Source organism: Myxococcales bacterium (assembly GCA_016712525.1).
Classification (GTDB): Bacteria; Myxococcota_A; Polyangia; order Polyangiales; family Polyangiaceae; genus JAAFHV01.
In genome coordinates this window covers 302,391-320,177 of record JADJQX010000006.1, presented here as the reverse complement: position 1 = coordinate 320,177, position 17,787 = coordinate 302,391, and the positions used below count along the sequence as shown (strand labels likewise).

At 69.8% G+C, this 17,787-nt stretch carries 17 protein-coding genes; 7 read left to right on the top strand and 10 right to left on the bottom strand.

Going from position 1 to position 17,787, the window contains the following annotated elements; translation table 11 throughout:
- Together IPK71_13280 and IPK71_13275 are read right to left on the bottom strand one after the other, a co-directional pair.
- Positions 1 to 591: a hypothetical protein gene (locus IPK71_13280; protein ID MBK8214705.1), complete on the bottom strand. Its 591-nt coding sequence runs from the start codon at positions 589 to 591 to the stop codon at positions 1 to 3.
- A gap of 38 nt (positions 592 to 629) precedes the next feature.
- Positions 630 to 1,205 (bottom strand): DUF4920 domain-containing protein, encoded by a 576-nt coding sequence (locus tag IPK71_13275; protein ID MBK8214704.1) that lies wholly within the window; start codon positions 1,203 to 1,205, stop codon positions 630 to 632.
- A gap of 132 nt (positions 1,206 to 1,337) precedes the next feature.
- Here IPK71_13275 and IPK71_13270 point away from each other — a divergent pair, with 132 nt between their 5' ends.
- Complete coding sequence (locus IPK71_13270; protein ID MBK8214703.1) at positions 1,338 to 1,859, top strand: DUF962 domain-containing protein; 522 nt, start codon at positions 1,338 to 1,340, stop codon at positions 1,857 to 1,859.
- Positions 1,860 to 1,943: 84 nt separating this feature from the next.
- On the opposite strand, the gene IPK71_13265 is transcribed toward IPK71_13270, so the two are convergent.
- The 3 genes from IPK71_13265 to IPK71_13255 form a co-directional block, all read right to left on the bottom strand.
- Positions 1,944 to 3,590 (bottom strand): serine/threonine protein kinase, encoded by a 1,647-nt coding sequence (locus tag IPK71_13265; GenBank protein ID MBK8214702.1) that lies wholly within the window; start codon positions 3,588 to 3,590, stop codon positions 1,944 to 1,946.
- Positions 3,591 to 3,721: 131 nt separating this feature from the next.
- On the bottom strand, positions 3,722 to 4,528 hold the full coding sequence (locus IPK71_13260) for a hypothetical protein (GenBank protein MBK8214701.1): 807 nt from the start codon (positions 4,526 to 4,528) through the stop codon (positions 3,722 to 3,724).
- On the bottom strand, positions 4,528 to 5,595 hold the full coding sequence (locus IPK71_13255; protein MBK8214700.1) for a hypothetical protein: 1,068 nt from the start codon (positions 5,593 to 5,595) through the stop codon (positions 4,528 to 4,530). Before IPK71_13255 ends, IPK71_13260 begins: the two co-directional genes overlap by 1 nt.
- A 182-nt stretch (positions 5,596 to 5,777) precedes the next feature.
- Between IPK71_13255 and IPK71_13250 the strand changes: the two genes are divergently transcribed.
- A complete protein-coding gene (locus tag IPK71_13250; GenBank protein ID MBK8214699.1) occupies positions 5,778 to 6,740 on the top strand; it encodes a hypothetical protein in 963 nt (320 codons plus the stop codon).
- Between the two features lie 77 nt (positions 6,741 to 6,817).
- Here the strand turns inward: IPK71_13250 and IPK71_13245 are convergent, their stop codons facing one another.
- Entirely contained in the window at positions 6,818 to 8,650 is a 1,833-nt protein-coding gene (locus IPK71_13245; protein ID MBK8214698.1) for a sulfatase-like hydrolase/transferase, read from the bottom strand.
- A 95-nt stretch (positions 8,651 to 8,745) separates the two neighbouring features.
- On the opposite strand from IPK71_13245, the gene IPK71_13240 reads away from it, so the two are divergent.
- Complete coding sequence (locus IPK71_13240; GenBank protein MBK8214697.1) at positions 8,746 to 9,198, top strand: hypothetical protein; 453 nt, start codon at positions 8,746 to 8,748, stop codon at positions 9,196 to 9,198.
- 89 nt (positions 9,199 to 9,287) lie between these two features.
- Positions 9,288 to 9,830, top strand: a complete 543-nt coding sequence (locus IPK71_13235) for a peroxiredoxin (GenBank protein ID MBK8214696.1) — start codon at positions 9,288 to 9,290, stop codon at positions 9,828 to 9,830.
- 9 nt (positions 9,831 to 9,839) lie between these two features.
- Here IPK71_13235 and IPK71_13230 read toward each other — a convergent pair whose 3' ends face one another.
- Both IPK71_13230 and IPK71_13225 read right to left on the bottom strand, forming a co-directional pair.
- Positions 9,840 to 10,871 (bottom strand): serine/threonine protein kinase, encoded by a 1,032-nt coding sequence (locus IPK71_13230; protein ID MBK8214695.1) that lies wholly within the window; start codon positions 10,869 to 10,871, stop codon positions 9,840 to 9,842.
- Between the two features lie 100 nt (positions 10,872 to 10,971).
- Positions 10,972 to 11,691 (bottom strand): TSUP family transporter, encoded by a 720-nt coding sequence (locus tag IPK71_13225; GenBank protein ID MBK8214694.1) that lies wholly within the window; start codon positions 11,689 to 11,691, stop codon positions 10,972 to 10,974.
- Between the two features lie 183 nt (positions 11,692 to 11,874).
- On the opposite strand from IPK71_13225, the gene IPK71_13220 reads away from it, so the two are divergent.
- The 3 genes from IPK71_13220 (at position 11,875) to IPK71_13210 (ending at position 15,758) form a co-directional block, all read left to right on the top strand.
- Positions 11,875 to 12,369, top strand: coding sequence for a hypothetical protein (locus tag IPK71_13220; protein MBK8214693.1), 495 nt, complete (start codon positions 11,875 to 11,877; stop codon positions 12,367 to 12,369).
- Positions 12,370 to 12,431: 62 nt separating this feature from the next.
- On the top strand, positions 12,432 to 13,460 hold the full coding sequence (locus IPK71_13215) for an NADP-dependent oxidoreductase (protein MBK8214692.1): 1,029 nt from the start codon (positions 12,432 to 12,434) through the stop codon (positions 13,458 to 13,460).
- A 174-nt stretch (positions 13,461 to 13,634) separates the two neighbouring features.
- Positions 13,635 to 15,758, top strand: coding sequence for a M4 family metallopeptidase (locus IPK71_13210; protein ID MBK8214691.1), 2,124 nt, complete (start codon positions 13,635 to 13,637; stop codon positions 15,756 to 15,758).
- A 62-nt stretch (positions 15,759 to 15,820) separates the two neighbouring features.
- Here IPK71_13210 and IPK71_13205 read toward each other — a convergent pair whose 3' ends face one another.
- Positions 15,821 to 16,270 carry a hypothetical protein gene (locus IPK71_13205; GenBank protein ID MBK8214690.1) on the bottom strand — a complete coding sequence of 150 codons (450 nt, stop codon included), beginning with the start codon at positions 16,268 to 16,270 and terminating at the stop codon, positions 15,821 to 15,823.
- 73 nt (positions 16,271 to 16,343) lie between these two features.
- A complete protein-coding gene (locus IPK71_13200; GenBank protein MBK8214689.1) occupies positions 16,344 to 17,681 on the bottom strand; it encodes a VWA domain-containing protein in 1,338 nt (445 codons plus the stop codon).
- Between the last annotated feature and the right edge of the window lie 106 nt (positions 17,682 to 17,787).

The following is a 17,787-nucleotide window of genomic DNA, read 5'->3' as shown; positions in this document are numbered from 1 at the left end:
CTACGGGACGAGCATCGCGTCCACGGCACCGTGCACCTTCACGCCGGAGGTATCGCCATAGAAACGCACCTTGAGCTTCTTGTCGGTCGCTTCGACGACCTCGACCTTGCCGTTCGCGAGCTCACCCGTCGTGCGATCCGCGCCGCGCGCGAGCGACACCTCGACCTTGGCCGTCGCCGAGAGGTCGAGCGTGCCCGGCGTCCGGGCGGGGAGCGTGATCACGAAACGGGCGCCGCTGTCGTTGAAGAAGCCGGAGTACACGTTCCCGGCGACCTTCGACGAGTCGGTGTCCACGTCCTTGGCGACCTCTTTGACGCCGAAGAACGGGCCGCCGTTCGCGAAGAACACGAACGCGCCCTCGAACGCGGGAAACTCGGTCGGCCCCGGGGGCGGGACCGCCGCGTCCTTCGGCGGCTCGGACGAAGCGGGGGGAGCCGTGCCGGTGTCGGTCGCGGCGCGCGCGTCGGTCGGCGTGGAGGTGCCCGCGTCGCCCTCGGGCGGAGCGGTCTCGCTCGAGCTGCAAGCCGGAATGGCCAACGCCGAGCACACGAGGACGAGGAGGCCGAATCGAACGGGACGAGAGAGGGTCATCGAGGGGCTCGCTTGGAAGGAAGAAGGTGCAAACTGCATCAATCGAGGATCTCGACGCCGTCGGCGACGAGCTCGAGCTTCGCGAGGGGGCGCCCGAGCTGCTTCTCGGCCTCGGCCTTGCAGCCCCCGCCGCCGCCGTGGCCCTCGTGGCCCTCTCCGCACGACGCCCCTTCGGGCACACCGGCGAGGCGACCGAGCACACGCGCGCGTTTGCCCGACGCCGTGCGAGGCACGAAGAACGCGTGCCCCGCCATCTTCACGTGGGCTTCGCCCTTGTCGTCCTTGAGCTCCATCCAGCACCCTTTGTGCTGGCACACGGCGGTGACCTTGCCCTCGGTCACGATCTTGGTGCCCGCGAACGACTCGGGCGCCTTGGCCACGTCGGTGAGCGACGCGTTTTTTCCGAGACCCGGAGCGATCGGCGCGCCGAGCGAGAGCTTCTGCGAGGTGGGCTCGGCGGGGGCCTTCGGGGCGGCCGACGCGACCGCGACCGGGGGTGCCGGATCGGCGTGGACGGGCTCGGCCGGGGGCTCGGAGCGGCAGGCCGACGAGAGAGCGACGAGGGCGGAGAGTGCGACGGCGGCGATGGCGCGGCGCGCAGCGAAGCTCGGCATACGGAGACGTTACCACACGGCCCGCCGATCGCTCGCCTCCGGGGCGCCGATGGGACGTGCACACCGTTCGAGATGAGCTAAAAGGGAGGCCATCGCGCGTGCGGGCGCGAGTGCGAACCCAGGGAGAAGACCATGGCCAAAGAAGAGAAGTCGGGCTACGCGTGGGCCGTTTCGGGGATGGTGGCGCTGCTCTCGGGCCGCAAGGTCGCGGGCCTCGGCATGTTCGCCAAGGGCCTCTTCGCGCTCGAAGAGGGCTGGCGCCAGAAGCACCCCGATTTCAACGGCGGCCTCGCCGAGCGCTGGCAAGAGGCGACCGAGTTCTACGAGGCCACGCACCGCCACAAGGTGAACCGTTGGCTGCACATGGCGGGCATCCCGCTCATCGTGGGCGGCGCCGTGGGCCTCCTCGCCGCGAAGCCCCTCCGCCCCGTGTGGATGGTGAGCGCGGGCAGCTTCGCCTTCGGGTGGACGCTCAACATCGTCGGCCACAGCGTCTTCGAGAAGAACGCCCCCGCCTTCAAGGACGACCCTCTCTCGTTCATCGCCGGCCCGGTGTGGGACCTCCAGCAGGTGTTCGGCAAACCCAAGAAGGCCGAGGCCTCCCCGAGCGCGGCCCACCCGCACGGTACCAACGGCGTCGTCGCTCAGGCGTAAAAAAACCTCGTAAATTCGAACAGATGAGGGCGCTCCCACGGTCGATGGGGCGCCCTCTTCGTTTCGACCCGACCGAGCCGGGGCTCAGAGCTCGGTTCGGATCTTTCGGCCGGGCTTCTGACCCGTCGCCGCCTCGGCGGGTGGCGGAGTGGCAGGCGTGGCGGTCGCGCTCGCGGCCGCTTTGGACGGCCCGCCCTTCGTGGTCACCGCGACCTTCGCGGTCGCCGAGGGGGAGGGAGCCACCTCGGCCGGAGCCGCGACCGTGGCCGACGGTTCGGGCGCGGGCTTCGGGGCTTCGGCCACCGTGGCGCTCGGCGTGGGCGCGGACGGGGCCGGGACGACCGCCGAGGGAGGAGGCGGCGGGGCGTTGTTCGCGCTGGCCGCCGGTGGCCCTTTGAGGGCAAAGCCTGCCCCGATGGCGACGAGCGCCGCCGCGGCGAGCCCGATGTAGAGCCCCTTCGAGCTGCTCTTTCCGCCCATCGCCGGAGGTGCCGCCGAGGTGCGGGCGAGCGCCGGATCCCCCGCGCCGCCGAGGGGCGTGGACTCCCACCCGTTGGCTGTATCTTGCACGGGCCCCTCGGGCACGGCGCCGGGAGCGAGGGCGAGCGACGCCGCAGCCGGAGAGAGCGCGGGAGACGGGCCGGAGACCTCGGTCTTCGCCGCGAGGTCCTTCACCGAGGCCGACGCCGCCGACACCGCGCCGGAGACGGCAGGCACCGCACCGGAGACGGAAGGCACCGCGCCGGAGACCGCGGGCACCGAGCCCGAGCCCGACAGCGAGGGGCTCGAGCCCGTACGCAAGCTCGCCTTGGGGCGCGCCCCGGACACCTCGAGCAGGTCTTCGACACGCGCAGGCGCCACGGGGAGCGGCACCTCGGGGTGGCACTCGCGCACCCAGGTCTCGATGGCGTCGCGCATCTCGCGCGCGGTCGCGTACCTGTCGGCCGGCTGCTTGGCCATGGCCCGCTCGACGATCGCGACGAAGGGCTCGTCGGCCTGATCGAGCAGGTGCGGGCGCAGCGGGATCGGCTCCTCGAGGGCCGTCTTGAAGAGGAGCTGCGGGAGGTTGTCGGCCTCGAAGCAGTGGCCTCCCGAGAGCGCGCGGTAGAGGATCACGCCGACGCAGTAAATGTCCGAGCGACCGTCGACGTCACGCGCGCCGCGCGACTGCTCGGGCGACATGTAGAGCGGCGTGCCCATGAGCGCGCCGGTCTGCGTGTTCTGGGTCATCGCGTCGGCCTGCACCTGGAACTTGGAGATGCCAAAATCCAAGATTTTCACGACGCCGTTCGTCGTCACGAACACGTTCGCGGGCTTCATGTCGCGGTGGATGATGTTCGCGCCGTGCATGGCCGAGAGGCCGTCGAGGAGCTGCATCGCGAGGGGCGCGATGAAGTGCGCGCGCACCCGGACCTCGCGGTTCAAGATGTCCTCGAGGGTCTCGCCTTCGAGGTACTCCATGACGAGGTAGGCGTGGCCGTCGGGCAGATCGCCGAGGTCGATCACGTCGCAGATGTTGTGCGAGCCAATCTTGGCCGCGACGCGGGCCTCGCGCTCGAACCTCCGGCGCAGGTCGGGGGCGTGAGCCGCCTCGGCGTGCAGCACCTTGATGGCGACCTTGCGCCCGATGCGCACGTTCTCACCCTCGTACACCGCGCCCATTCCCCCCGCGCCGAGCACGCGGGTGATGCGGTATTTGCCGTCGATGACCTGTCCGGGTTCGAAGCTCACGGGGCCGTTGCCTCCAGGGCAAATACTCTAGCCGACCGCCACGAAGGCGAACCTTAAGCTTTTCGCTTTTTTGGGGCCGACGCAAGGCCCGGCGGCAAAATCCCGCTCGCGCCGCACCGCTGCACCGCCGTTCAGAGCGGGAGCAGGTTCTCCGTGGTCTTCGAGGGCGCGTCGCGGGCAGGGTCGAACGCGACTTTGAGCCCGGTCGCGTCGCTCGTGCGCTCGAACCGGTAGCCCTCGAGCCCGCCGCCCTGGCCGTCGTCCAGCACCACGTCGACGAGGTAGCGCGTCCCGGCGCCCGGATCGATCACCTTGGGCATCGTGACCTTGAGCTCGGGTTTGTCGACACGCGTGATGCGGTACTGCGCGACGAGCTGCTTCGAGTTCGCGTCCGACACGCGCGCCTGGACACGCTTGCCGGTGAGCCCGCCGAGCCCGGTGAACGACATCTCGACGGGGTTGCCGACCTCGTTCCCCTCGACCGGGGTGAACTGCGAGTTGTGGTCGTAAACGATCTTGACCACGTTGTCGGACGGGTCCTGCGGCCTGAACGGGTCGACGTCCACGAACCAGCTATGGTCGAAGGGCTCGGGGGTCAGATCGAATTTGCCCGAGGCGTTGTGATCGGCCCAGAAAATGAGCCGGAGCTTCTGGTCCTTCGGGAGCGACGACGGCAGCTTGAAGCTCGCTTGGGCGCCCCCGAGCGGAGCTGCGCGCATCACGGTGAGGATCGACTTTCGCTCGTCGAGCACGCGGAGCTCGAACATCTCGTTCACGTGCGAGTCGGCGCCACGGATCGTGAAATCGAGGTCGTAGAAGCGCGACGTGTTGGGCTTCGCCTCGGTGAACCGGTCGACGTCGGTCGCGAGGAAACACCCCGAGAGCGAGAGGCCGAGGGCGAGAGTCGCGAGCCGCGCGAGCGAGCCTGTGGGGCGCATCAGAAGGTCACCTTGAGGGTGCCCGAGCACCCGGTCGGGCCACAAGCTCCGGCGAGCTCGGGCGTACGTTTGCGAGGGAGCGCTCCCGCCTTGGGCGCGCTGCTAGGAGACGAGAGGAGCGCCCACGTGATGCCGCCGGCGAGGACCACGCCCCCGCCGATGAGGAGCACGTCGGTCACGCCGATGAAGGTCTTGGCGCTCGAGCGCGCGCCGGCGAGGTCGAACGCGGCGGGGCAAACGTCGTTCGGGCAGGCGTTCGCGATGTCGCTCTCTTTGCCGAGGGCGACGACGCCGGTCACCGCGCCCACGGCCATCATGGCGCCGCCGACGCCGGCCACGACCCAGGGTGCGATCGAGCGAGAGGGCTCGGCAGGAGGCGCCTCGGGGCGAGTGACGACCGGGGGGGGTGGCGCGTCCTTCGGCGGGGCTTTGAGCGTGACCTCGCGCGACTCCTTCGAGCCGGCGAGGGCGTCGAGCTCCCACGTCTCGTCGACGAAGCCCGGGGAGCGCACGGTCATGACGTGATGGCCGGAGCGCACCCCGAGCGACACGCTCACGCTCGTCTGCCCCGGCGCGATCTCGAACGGGTACGCGTTCGTGATCTTCTCGCCCTTCACCGGCGTGCGCACGTCGCTCACGATGACCTTCGAGCCCGCCGGTGCGGTCACCTTGATCGTCACACGCACCACGCCGACCGACAGCGTGGAGACGTCACGTGTGATCTGTGCGCGCTCGTCGGCGTCGATGTCGGGGACCTCGCGGAGGTACTGCGAGTACGCCTCGATCGCCTCGCCGTCGCGCTCGAGGCGCATGGCGCAGAAGCCCATGTTTCCGAGTATTTTCGGAGATTTACTGATCGCGTACGCAGCCTTGAACTCGCGGTAGGCTTCTTCGACGCGCTCGCCCTCCGGGTCTTGGAGCAGCGAGACGCCCGCCTTGAAGTGGGTGCGGGCCTCGTCGCTGATCGCGTCGGCGGCGTGAGCCAAGCTCGACCCCGCGAGGACGACGAAGAGCCCGGCAGAGGCGAGGAGCGACCGCAGGAGGCGCGGCTTCGTGAGAGGGACCATCGCGGCGAGGGTATCCGGAAGCCACCCATGGAATCCAGGGCCCGCGAACGGGGCGAGGTTCTACGGAGGATCGAGCCGATCCTTCCCTCGGCGCCGACGTCCCCAAAAATCGCCGATTCTCGCGGAAAAATGCGACGAAGAAAGGTTGCCGCGTGGCCTATGGCAGGCTACGCCATTCCCCCATGAAGCGCCTCGCCCTCCTTCCTTTGGTCCTCGGCGTCGCGGCCATCGCCGCCGCCTGCTCCTCCACGACCGACCGCACGGTCTTCACCGATGACTCCGCCGACGGTGGCGGTGGTGGTGGTGGTGGCGGCAACCAAGACGGCGGCGGCGGCGGCTTCCAGTTCGACGCGAACCTCCCCGACGCGGCCAAAGAAGAAGACGAGTGCCGCAAGATGGACGTCGTGTTCGTCGTCGACGACTCGGGCTCCATGGCGGGCGCGCAGGCCAAGCTCAAGGCGAACTTCCCCCGCATGGTCGACACGCTGAACGCCTACAAAACCAAGGGCGGGGACAACCTCGACTACCGCCTCGCCGTCACCAGCACCGACACCTCCCGCAGCGACTTCACACGCGGCGGCCGTGGCGGCTTCGTCACCGTCCCTGCGACCTCGTGCGATCCGGGCGGCACACGCGCGTGGCTCGAGCGCTCCGACGCGAACGTGGCCAATGCGTTCGGCTGCCGCGCCGGCCTCGGCACCGCAGGCAGCGCCACCGAGAAGCCCATCGACGGCCTCGTCATGTCCCTCACCGACCGCGCCGCCGACCAGAACAAGACCTTCCTCCGCGACGACGCCCTCCTCGCGTTCTTCGTCCTGACCGACGAAGAGGACTCGAGCTCCAACACGCCCCAACAGGCCATCCAGAAGCTCGACCAGATCAAGAAGGTGCGTGGCCGCTGGGCCGGCGCCGTGATCTCGGGGCAGAAGAGCGGCTCCTGCACGACCGGCTCGGGCAGCACGTCCCACACGGGCTACGAAGCTCCCAAGCTCCACCAGCTCGTCGACGGCGCGGCCGACCCGGCCACCGGCAAGAACAACGTCATCTGGCGCACCATCTGCCAGGAGAGCTTCGACACCGCCGTGAAGGACGCCCTCGACACCTTCACCGTCGCCTGCAAGAACATCCCGCCGCTCCCGAAGTGAGCGCTGCGGCGCCCACACGCAAGACGGCCCAGGCGCACCTCGCTTGGGCCGTTTCTCATTTGTAAAAGCTCGTATCTTCAGCGATTTTCGGCGCCGTTCGGCTTCTTGGGGAAGACCCTTCGCGAGGCCTCGAGGAGGCGCGTGCAGCCCTCGCCCCAGGGGATCTCCTCGTGCTCCTGGGGCACGAGAGACTCGCACCGCCACTCGCCGTCCCATGCCTGCATCACGACCTTGTGGCGCTCGCCGAGCATGCCCCAGGTGTTCACCGGGCACGGGAACATGCCGGTGCAGTTCGTGATCGCGGTCGGCGCGAGCTCGGGGAGCTCGGGGCGGACGAGGCTCCGTCCCGAGAGCCGCGCGCCGTGCTCGGCGAAGCCGAGCGCGCCATCCACTCCGTACACGTCGACGATCGTCGGGAGGACGTCGAGGTGCGTGACGCTCCGCTCGACCCGCGCGACGAGCCTCGCCCGCTCGTCGTCCGTGAGCGCGCCGTTCTCCGCGGCCACGAAGAAGGGCACGTGGATCTGCTCGTCGTGGAGGTTCTGCCCGTGGTGGATGGCGCCTCGCTCCCCGAACGCCTCGGCGTGGTCGGACGTGAAGAGCACCACGTAGGGCGAGCCCTTCGACCTCGCGACGAACGAGCGGAGCACGCGCGCGAGCCTCGTGTCTTGCGCGGCGATCGCATTTTTGTAGGCGTTCCGGAGCTCGGGCAGGTTCCCGAACGAGACCACGTGCGACGAAGGAGCGAACGGGCGCACCCCCGGATCCTCGAAGTAGGGCGCGTGGGTGCCGACGAGATGAACGAACAAGAAGAACGGCTCGGGCAGCGTGGGCACGAGCCGATCGAGGTGCGCGGCGAGCTTGCCGTCGAGGTCCTCCGAGAGCACCTCGTCGATGTCGTCGAGGGTGCGGCCGAGCAGCGTCTCGGCCGTGACGAACACGTCGACCTGGCCGCGAGGATCCTTCTGCTCGAAGACGCTCTCGAGCTGCGACGACGCGTACACCACCGTGGGGCGCTCGTCGCCGTGACGAACCGCGCGCGCCACGTCGAAGAGGTTCGGCGCGGCGAGGAGCGCGTCCCGCGGCCCGTCCTGCGTGCGGCCGGTGAGCAAGGCCGAGAGCGACACGGCCGTGTAGCTCGACACGGCCCGCGCGCGCGTGAACGAGATCCGCCCGGGCAGCACGGCGTTCGTCTCTCGATAGGCCCGACACGCACCTCCCCCCACCTCGGCCCCGCACGCGTCGTCGGCGCGCAAGCTCTCGCCGAGCACCACGAGCACGTTGGGCACGCGCGGGCGCCGGCTCGGGAGCGACACGAGGCTCGCCCCGCCCACGCGCTTCGTGGCTTCGGCCTTCGGCCTCACGAGCACCCGGGTCGCCGCGAGGAGGCGCGCGTCGGGGCTCGCGGCGCCCGGGGGGCTTCCCACGAGGCCGAGCCAAATCGCCGCGAGCGGCAAGTGCGTCGGCGTGCGCCTCCCACGATCGCCGAGCGCCCAAGTCGTGAGGCCCGCGAGGGCGAGCACCGTCACCGAGAACGTCGGCAGGGTGCGCACCACGATCGTCCGCACGTCCCCCCACGCATGGCGCGCGGTCTCGGCCATCTGCGCGTCGAGCGGCACCCGGTAGTAACGCGCGCACGCGAGCACGAGCACGAACCCGAACGCGTGCACCACGAAGAGCCCGGCGCGCGCCGCGCGACCGCGCACGAGGGCGAGCAAGAGCCCCCACACGACCACGCTCGAGAGCGCGTCGAGGGCGAGCGCGGGATGGGCTCGGTACGCGTCGCTTCGAAGCAGCACGTCGAGCACCGCAAACCCGAGGACGAACACGGCGCCCGAGATCCACGCGAGCGCCGTCCGCACGGGCTCGAGCGCCAAGCTCACCTTCGACGTCGTCCACCGGGTCGTCACCGGCGCACGCTACACGCGCGCAGCCTCCCGGGAAATCGCCCCGGTTCCGGCAGATCCCGCGCGCTCCGCGCTCCTGGTGGCCTAAATTGGGGCCCGTGAGCCGTCTCCGCCACCTCGCAGCCTCGGCGTGCCTCGCGACGGTGCTCCTCGCGCCGACCGGAGCGCGCGCCGACACGGACGACTTCTGGGGCCGCGACAAGGCGCTTCATTTCGGCTTCTCCGCCGTGATCGCCTCGGGCACGTACGCCGTCTCCGCCTCGTTCTTCGACGCCCGCTACCCGCCGCTCCTCCTCGGCGCAGGCGTCTCGCTCGGGCTCGGCACGGCCAAAGAGCTCGCCGATCTCGCGGGCATGGGCACCCCGTCGTGGAAGGACTTCGCCTGGGACGTCATTGGCACCGTCACGGGCCTCGGGCTCGCGTACGGCATCGACCTCCTCGTGCGCGGCGTCTCTCCGGAGCACCCGGCCCTCGGCCTCCCCGAGCCTCGCACGAGCCCGCGCGCGACCTGGCTCACCCCCGCGCCCCACGGCCTCGTCGTTCGTTTCTGACGAGCTCGACCACGACCCGAGCTCGGCCGTGACATGGGCGCGCTCGCCCGCTTGACGATCCACGCGGCGAGGCCGAACGTACGCGTGCCATGAGAACGACCTCCCCCTCTCCCCTCGGCATCGCGCTCGCGACGGCCCTCACCCTCTCCACGTTCGCCTGTGGCGAGGTGAAGCGCCCGGACGGCGGCGAAGGCCTGCTCCCTGTCGGCGCGAAGGCCCCCGACCTCGAAGGGCGCGCGCGGGGCGGAAAAACCCTTCGCCTCTCGGCCGCGGACGACAAGGTCAAGGTGGTTTACTTTTACCCGAAGGACGGCACCCCGGGCTGCACCAAAGAGGCCTGCGCCTTCCGCGACGCCTACGCCCGCTTCGAGAAGGCCAACGTGGTCGTGTTCGGCGTCTCGAGGGACTCGCAAGAGAGCCACGACGCCTTCCTCGCCAAGCACGATTTGCCCTTCTACCTCACGGCCGACGAGGCCGGCACCGTCGTCAAAGCGTACGGCGTCGGCTCGACCCTCGGCATGCCATCTCGCGTGACGTTCGTCGTCGGCCGCGACAACAAAATCAAGAAGGTCTTCCCGGACGTCGACCCGGCGATCCACGCCGACGAGGTCCTCGCCGCCGCAGCCGAGTAGGCCCGAGCGTCAGCCCTCGCCGCTCCGAGGCGCGGGCTGCGTCGTGGGCGGGCCGAAGCTCACCTCGACCACCGCGCTCGGCTCCGCGAACGACTCGTTGAGCTCGTCGCCCGTGTCGACCACGGCGTCGAACGGGACGGGACGCGCCACGTTCATGCGGAACACCTCGATGTACGCCGCCTTCAGGGCGTCGCGCATGTCCTTCGCGGTGGCGTAGCGGGCGTTCCAGTCGAACGCGAGCGCCTTGTCGACCACCACGGCCACCGGCCGAGGCACCCGGGACGACACGTGCATGATGGGGCGCGGCGGCGTGCGCATGGCCGAAAAGAGCCGGTCGAGCGAGCTCCGCCCCTCGTGCACGACCTGCCCCGAGAGGAGCTGGTAGAGCACCGCGCCCACCGCGAACACGTCGCTGCGAGCGTCGATCTGATCGGGCTTGCCCTGGGCTTGCTCGGGCGGAATGTAGGACGCGGTGCCGAGCACGGTCCCGGCCCCCGTGGCCTTCCCCGTGCCGCTCCCGTCCTTGAGCCGCGCGAGGCCAAAATCGAGGACCTTCACGACGCCTTGAGGCGTGACGAAGAGGTTCCCCGGCTTGATGTCGCGGTGCACGACGCCACGCTTGTGGAACGCGTCGAGTACGTCGAGCACTTGGTAGGCGACCGCGAGCGCGTCGGTCATGGGGAGGCGACCGCCCGCGCGCTGGAGCCACGCCTCGACCGACTGCCCTTCGAGCAGCTCCATCACCAGCAGCACTTCGTTCGTCGACGGCTCGGCGTGGTCGTCGAGGATCTGGACGGCGCCGGGGTGCTCGACCTGGTTCGCGACGTAGCCCTCGCGGAGGAAGCGGTTCCGGAGGTCCTCGTCGGCCGCGAGGTGGGCGTGCAGCACCTTCAGCGCCACGCGCTTCCCGTTCCTGTGCGTGGCCGCGTACACGGCCGCCATCCCGCCCATGTCGACGAGCCGATCGACCGTCCACTTGCCGGCGAACGTGCGGCCGATCCTCGCTTCGGCGAGGCTACGAAGGTCTCCGGGTACGTTCATGGGTGGGGGAGCACGCGCCCGAGAAGACGCTCTCCGTAGCATGACGCCCTTCGCGCGAAACGGTCAAGCATTCGAGGCACTTGTCGCGTCCGAGCGCCCCTCACACGAGGCCTACCACCGAGAGCACCGCGCACACGATCAGGGTCCAGAGCTCGATGCGGGTGGTGAGATGTGCGCCGAGCCGCGGGCGGAGCCGATCGGCCAGGGCGTTCCCCACGAAAATTCCGAGCGCGAGGAGCGCCGCGAGAGGGAGCGACGAAACGGTAAGCAACCCGTGCGCACCATAGGCAACGAGCCTCCCCGCGTGGAGCGCCACGGCCGTGACGGCGACCGTGCCGACGAACGCCTGACCGCGGAGCCCCGAGGCGTACACGAGCGGCCCGAGCAAGAGCCCCGCCCCACCCGAGGTGCCCGCGAGCGCGCCGATGACCGCGCCCGCCGGGGCGTACGCGACCCTAGGGACCGAGAACCTGAGCCAGCCCACGGCCTTCGCGAGCGCGAGCGACGTCACCGCGACGAGCGCGAGCCGCAAAAAGAGCGGCGACGCCGACGAGGCCAACCTGCCGCCGAGGTACGCGCCGGGCAGCGCGCCGAGCACCACGAGCCCCGCGAGCCTTCGATCGACGGCGGCGCGGCAAAGGTACGCGCGGTGGGCGTTCCCGAGGAAGAGCGCCGGTGTGGTGAGACCGAGGGCCGCGTGCGGGCCGACGATCGGGGCGAGCGCGAGCAAGAGCACGAGCCCTCCACCTTGCCCGGCGAGCGTGGTGAGCACGCCGGCGGCGACGCCGAGGGGGACGATGGCGAGCGCTCCGGGGCTCATGGCGCTACCTTGGGGTCACGAGCGCGATTCGTCGCGCAGATTCGCCCGACGCACGCGAGCGCCGCGGCCCTCGGCTTTTTGTACGTCGCCCGGAGAGGCCCCCTTTTTCCGCGCGAATCGCGCCGAGCCTTCGCGTACGCTCGCCGAAAGCGCGGGGGCTTCCCTGCCGAAAGGAACAGCGTCATGGCCCAATTCGAGGTCGTTCAGCGGCTCGCGGCGTTCGCCACCACCTACGACGTCCGCGCCGGCGGGAAGGACGAGATCACCATGATCGCGCGCGGCGAGGCCACGAGCCTCACCCCGAAGTTCGTCTTGGCCGACGCGTCCGACAAGGTGCTCGCCACGCTGGAAGGCAACCTCAACAAAACGGCGTTCCACGTGCTCGACCCCGAGAAAAAAGAGCTCGCGTCGATCACCTTCCCGTCGATCGCCCTGAAGAAGACGCTCGCGCTCACGGTCGACGGGCGCACCTACACGGCCGACGCCGGCGTGCTCGCCCTCGAGTACGACTTCAAATGCCAAGACGAAAAGGGCGCCGTGGCCGTCGAGGTGAAGAAGCGGGAGGGCCTCACCAAGGTGCGCGACCGGTTCTCGGTCGAGTCGGCCGACGACGTGCCGCCCGAGGTCGCCGTGCTCGTCACCGTGGCCATCCACTCGCGCTACTTCGAGATGGTCTGACCGTCCGACGGCGCGACGTTCGTGGGTGCGCGCCGCGTCCCGCGCGAAGTATCGTGCGCGCGATGGCTCAATCCCACGACAAAAACCGCCGAATCGTCCTCGCCGCGCGCCCCAAGGGCGAGCCTGACACGAGCGCGTTTCGCCTCGAGGAGGCCCCGATCCCCGAGGTCCCCGAGGGCCACGTGCTCGTCCGCACGGAGTGGCTCTCGCTCGACCCGTACATGCGCGGCCGCATGAGCGACGCCCCGTCCTACGCTCCGCCCGTCGGCCTCGGAGAGGTCATGGTGGGCGGCACCGTCGGCGTCGTCGAGATCTCGCGTTACGCGGGGCTGCCCGTGGGTGCGCGCGTCGTGTCCGCGTCGGGATGGCAAGACTTCGCGGTCGTCCCCGGCCCGGCCGCCGCGCTCGTCGATCCCGGCCTCGAGCGCCCCTCGCTCGCCTTGGGAGCCCTGGGCATGCCCGGCTTCACGGCGTACATGGGCCTCTTCGACATCGGCCGCCCGCGCGAGGGCGAGACGGTGGTCGTGGGCGCGGCCACGGGCGCGGTGGGCTCGGTCGTGGGTCAGCTCGCGAAGGTCCACGGCTGCCGCGTCGTGGGCGTCGCCGGGGGCCCCGAAAAATGCGCCTACGCGCGCGACGAGCTCGGCTTCGACGCCTGCCTCGATCACAGGGCGCCCGGTCTCGCCGAGCACCTCGGCGCCGCATGCCCCCGCGGAGTCGACGTGTACTTCGAGAACGTCGGCGGCGCCCTCTTCGAGGCCGTGCTGCCCCTCTTGAACCCGGCGGCGCGTGTGCCCGTGTGCGGGCTCGTCTCGGCCTACAACGCCGAGCGCCTCCCCGACGGCCCCGATCGCACCCCGCTCCTCATGGGCCACATCTTGAGGAAGCGCCTCACGGTCCGGGGCTTCATCATCTCGCAGGACTACGCCGGCCGCATGCCCGAGTTCCTGGCGCACGTAGCCCCGCTGGTGCGCGAGGGAAAACTGAAGACGCGCGAGCACGTGATCCTGGGCCTCGAGAACGCGCCGGCCGGTCTCGTCGGCGTGCTGCGAGGGGAGAACTTCGGCAAAGCCGTCGTGAAGGTCGCGTGATACGGCACCCCCGAACCTGACGAATCGGCATGCGTCCCCAGGCGATCTGGTGGATCACCCTCCCACCACCGATGCATCGCGTATCCATGTGATTTTGTTGAATCTTCCGCTCTCGCTGCCCGTCTCTCGCCACGAGCCCCGCGCTCTCCCGTGGGCTCCTTCGAGGGTACCGACATGGCAAGTGTGCTTCGCATCGGCAAACGGCAGTGGCTCCTCGCGTTCGTGTCCGGGCTCGCGTTCGCGGGCCTCGTGGTCGCAGGCTGCTCCGACGATCCCACGCCCGCTCCGCTCGGCGGCACGGGTGGCGATCCGGGTGCGGCGCTCGCCGCCAAGCTCGAGGCCGACACGGGCAAGCCGTGGATCGTGGACGTCGACCCGCAGCTCGGCACGCCCGACATGCTCGAGCCGAAGGACGATCCCGCGCCGGTCCTCACTCCCGGCACGACCCCCGAGGCCGCCGCGCTCGCGTTCCTCGAGCGCTACCAGGCCTCGTTCGGCACGTCGCAGATCCGCGCCGAGCTCCACGCCGTCGAGACCGACGTCGACGAGGACGGCCTCACGCACGTCCGCTTCGAGCAAGTGTCCGGGAGCCTTCCCGTTTTCGGCGAAGGGCTCACCGTGCACTTCACGAAGTCGGGCGCCATCGCGTTCGTGAACGGGCGCTTCGCCCCGAACCTCGCGCAGCTCTCCAAGGTGCCGGCGCGCACCGCCGACGTGGCGCGAAAGGATGCCCTCGCGAACCTCCCGGGCGGCTCCACCAAAGACGTGATCCTCGGCATCGACGCGGCCTTCGGGAAGGCGCCTCGCCTCGTGTACCGGGTCCGCGTCGAGGGCTCGACCGGAAAGAAGCCCGTCGTCGCCGACGTGCTCGTCGACGCGCAGACCGGCGCGATCGTGCTCCAAGACAGCCGCATCCACACCGAGCGCGCGTCGGGCCGTGGCGTGCGCGGGTACGCGCCGTTCAACGAGGGTGACACCAAATCGTTCGAGGTCGAACGTGCTACGGGCTCCGTCGCGGGCGACGCGGGCGTAGGCGGCGACGCGGGCGTGGGCGGCGACGCGGGCGTGGGCGACGCGGGCGTGGGCGGCGACGCGGGCGTGGGCGACGCGGGGGCAGGCGGCGGCTACATGATGAAGCTCCCGCGCACGAACCAGGCGTCGGTCGTCGAGGTCTCTTCCCAGCTCACCGGCTCGATCATCACCACGTCGAACCCCGACGCGTGGGACGTGCTCCCCACGAACCAAGACGGGAACGGCGCCGCGGTCGACGCGTACGTGCACATGAACCAGGTCGACCTCTTCTACCGAAGGTCGTTCCGCTGGCGCTCGTACGACAACAAGGGCTCGAACCTCCGCATCTTCGTCCACGACAACAGCGCGGGCGCCGTCAACGCGTTCTGGAACGGCTCCGAGCTCCGCTTCGGCGACGGCAACCTCCAGTCGGGCGGCAAATACGTCCCGCTCACCAACCTCGACGTCGTCGCGCACGAGCTCACCCACGGCGTCACCGATTACACGTCGAAGCTCGTCTACGGCGGCGAGTCGGGGGCGCTGAACGAGTCGGCCTCGGACGTGTTCGCCTGCATCGTCGAGCACGAGCTCCACGCGAACGCGCAGCGGAACCTCCTCCTCGGCGAAGAGTCGTCGATCGATGGCGAGCCGCTCCGTGACATGGCCCACCCGCAGAAACACGACCAGCCCGACCACGTCGACGCTCAGTTCATGAAAGGCGTCGGCTCGACGGGCTGGAACAACGACAACGACCAGGGTGGCGTCCACATCAACTCCGGCATCCCCAACAACGCGTTCGCGCTCATGGTCGAGGGCGGCCAGCACGACACGTCGCGCGTGAAGGTCAACATCGGCGGCTGGGACCTCGGCAAGCGCTTGGCGTGGTTCGCGCAGCGCTACAACGACCGCTCCAACACGCAGTTTTATGCCCACGCGCGCTGGCAGATCGCCGCGGCCAAGAAGGTCGGCGTCATGGTCGAACCGGCGGCGTGCGCCTGGGTCGCCGTGGGCGTCATCAAGGCCGACTACGTCAAGCGCAACTACAACGTCACGTGCGAGGTCGGCTGCGAGGCCGGCACGTGCGACGCGGGCGCGGGCGACGCGTCCCCCGACGCCGACTTCCGAGACTCGTGCGTGGGGCGCGCCGACGGTGTGTACTGCAGCCAGCTCCGCGACTTCAGCGCCATCGTCTGCAAGGGCGGCTCGCTCGTCTCGGGCCAGCAGTGCCCCTCGCCTCAGAAGTGCATCGGCCCGAACGGCCCCGGCACGACGATCCAGTGCAAGTGAGGGCATGAAAAAGCGCGCCCCTCGTCTCGGCGAGGCGGCGCGCTTTTTTTCAACAGTTACGACTACTTGCCGTCGTCGTCATCGTCGTCGTTCACGTCCTCGTCGACCGGCCCCTTGAGGGTGACGCCCGGGGTCTGCACCGCCACCAGCTTGAGGTGGTTCAAGTACCACGTGGTCACGGTGCGACGGTTGCGGCTCGGGCCGGTCGTGCGCGCCGTGTACGAGTACGCGAACTCGAGATCGCCCTCGCAGGTCTTGATGCCTCCCTGGGCGAAGAGCGACGAGCCCTTCACGTGGGCGACGCCCGTGCTGTTGTTCCCGCGCGTCTTCACCGTGACGGACGGCCCCGTGATGCCCTTCGCCTGAACGCCGCACATCGCCGTCGCGATGTTCGCGTCCTGACGGAGCACGTGGGTGATCGATTTCTGAATGATGTCGTTCGGGACCTGCTTCTTGCAGCCCGAAGCAAAAAGGGAAAGCGCCGCCAAGACGGGAATCCACGCTCGTTTCATCGAGTTCCTCCTCCGTGAGCCGAGCATACGGGCACATGACCCGCGGCACAGCTCGTTTTTCTCTCGACCACGATCACCGCGGGATGATGGCGTCGCACGGGAAGCGTACCGTGAGCTTCGCCTCGCTCGACTTGATGGTGTCGCACGCGCTGCCGACGATCTCGATCTCGGTGGGGCTGTTCAGCTTCCAGCCGTTCGGGTCGTTCAGACCGAGCGGGTTTCCATTGAGCTTCACGTCGCCGAGCCTCTCCGTACCGCCCCTGACGGAGCCCGCGAGCGCAAAGGTGCACGAGCGCACACCGAAGATGATCGAGTCGAACGCGGCCGCGAGCTGCGCTTGGCTCGTCGTACGAACGAGCGGCGCGTTGGTGCCCGGAGCCGCGTCGGCGCCACCGTCGAAGTAACCGAAGCCGGCGTTCGCGACCTCTTGCTGATGGGCCTCCGCCACGGCCGAGCCCACCGTGATCACGAACGTCTTGATGCCGGCGCGGTACGCCGCCTTCACCGCGTCGACCACGGCCTTGCGTGACTCGGGGGAGCCCACGTCCTCGAGCGATTGGAACGTGCCACACCGCCCCGGCTCTCCGTCGGTCGCGAGCACGAGCACCTTCGGGCGCCCCGTCTGGAGCGCGGCGAGCCCGCCCTCGAGCGGCACGCCGGCGTCGTCGATGCCCGCGGCCGCGCGCACGGCGTCTCCCGTGGGGGTGTCGTCGATGGGGAGCTCGGCGCCGTACACCGCGTCGATCGCGGCGTAGTTCGACTTCGCGAAGGGCACCGTCTTCATGATGGGGCACGTCGGCACGGCAGGAGGCTTCTCGTTGCCGTTGTTCGCCGAGTAGAGCGCGAGCCCGAGCTCGATGTCGCCCTCGTACTTCTTCACGACGCCCCCGTCGGGATCCATGAGGGCCTCGCGGAGCTTGACCCAGCGCGAGTTCGGGAAGGCCGGAGGCATGCGATTTCCCCCGTTGAAATCGAACTCCATGCTGCTCGACTGGTCGATGAGCAAAACTACCGTGGGGACGACCTTGGTGACCTCGACGTCGACCGAGGCGCATACGGCGTCGGGCTGCGCGTCCACGCCGCCGTCGATGAGGCCCGGGTCGAACGGGTCGGTCCCGCAGCGCCCGCGCGGACTGCACGCGATCCCCTCGGGGCACTTCCCGCGGTTCGTGCGGGTGCACGCCGCGGTGCACGCGCCGGCGGCGCAGTGGAGCCCGGGGGCGCACGCCTCGTCGTTCACGCACGCCGCGCCACACTGCCCCTTGAGGTCCGACTCGCACGGGTCGCCGCCGCCGTCGGGGAACTCGGAGTCGGGCTCGGAGCTCCCGCAGTGCACGATCGCCACGATGGCCGCGGAGATCGTCGTGGCCGCGAGCATCGCCCGAAAAGGTCTCGAAACGCGAGAGATCATGGGAAGTTACCTCGTGCCGGCTCTGCGCCGGGCGCCACACGCTACGCGTTCGATCGTGCGCGAATCTTGGCGCGCCGGCAACCATCGCGTGACGAAGCCCCCTCGG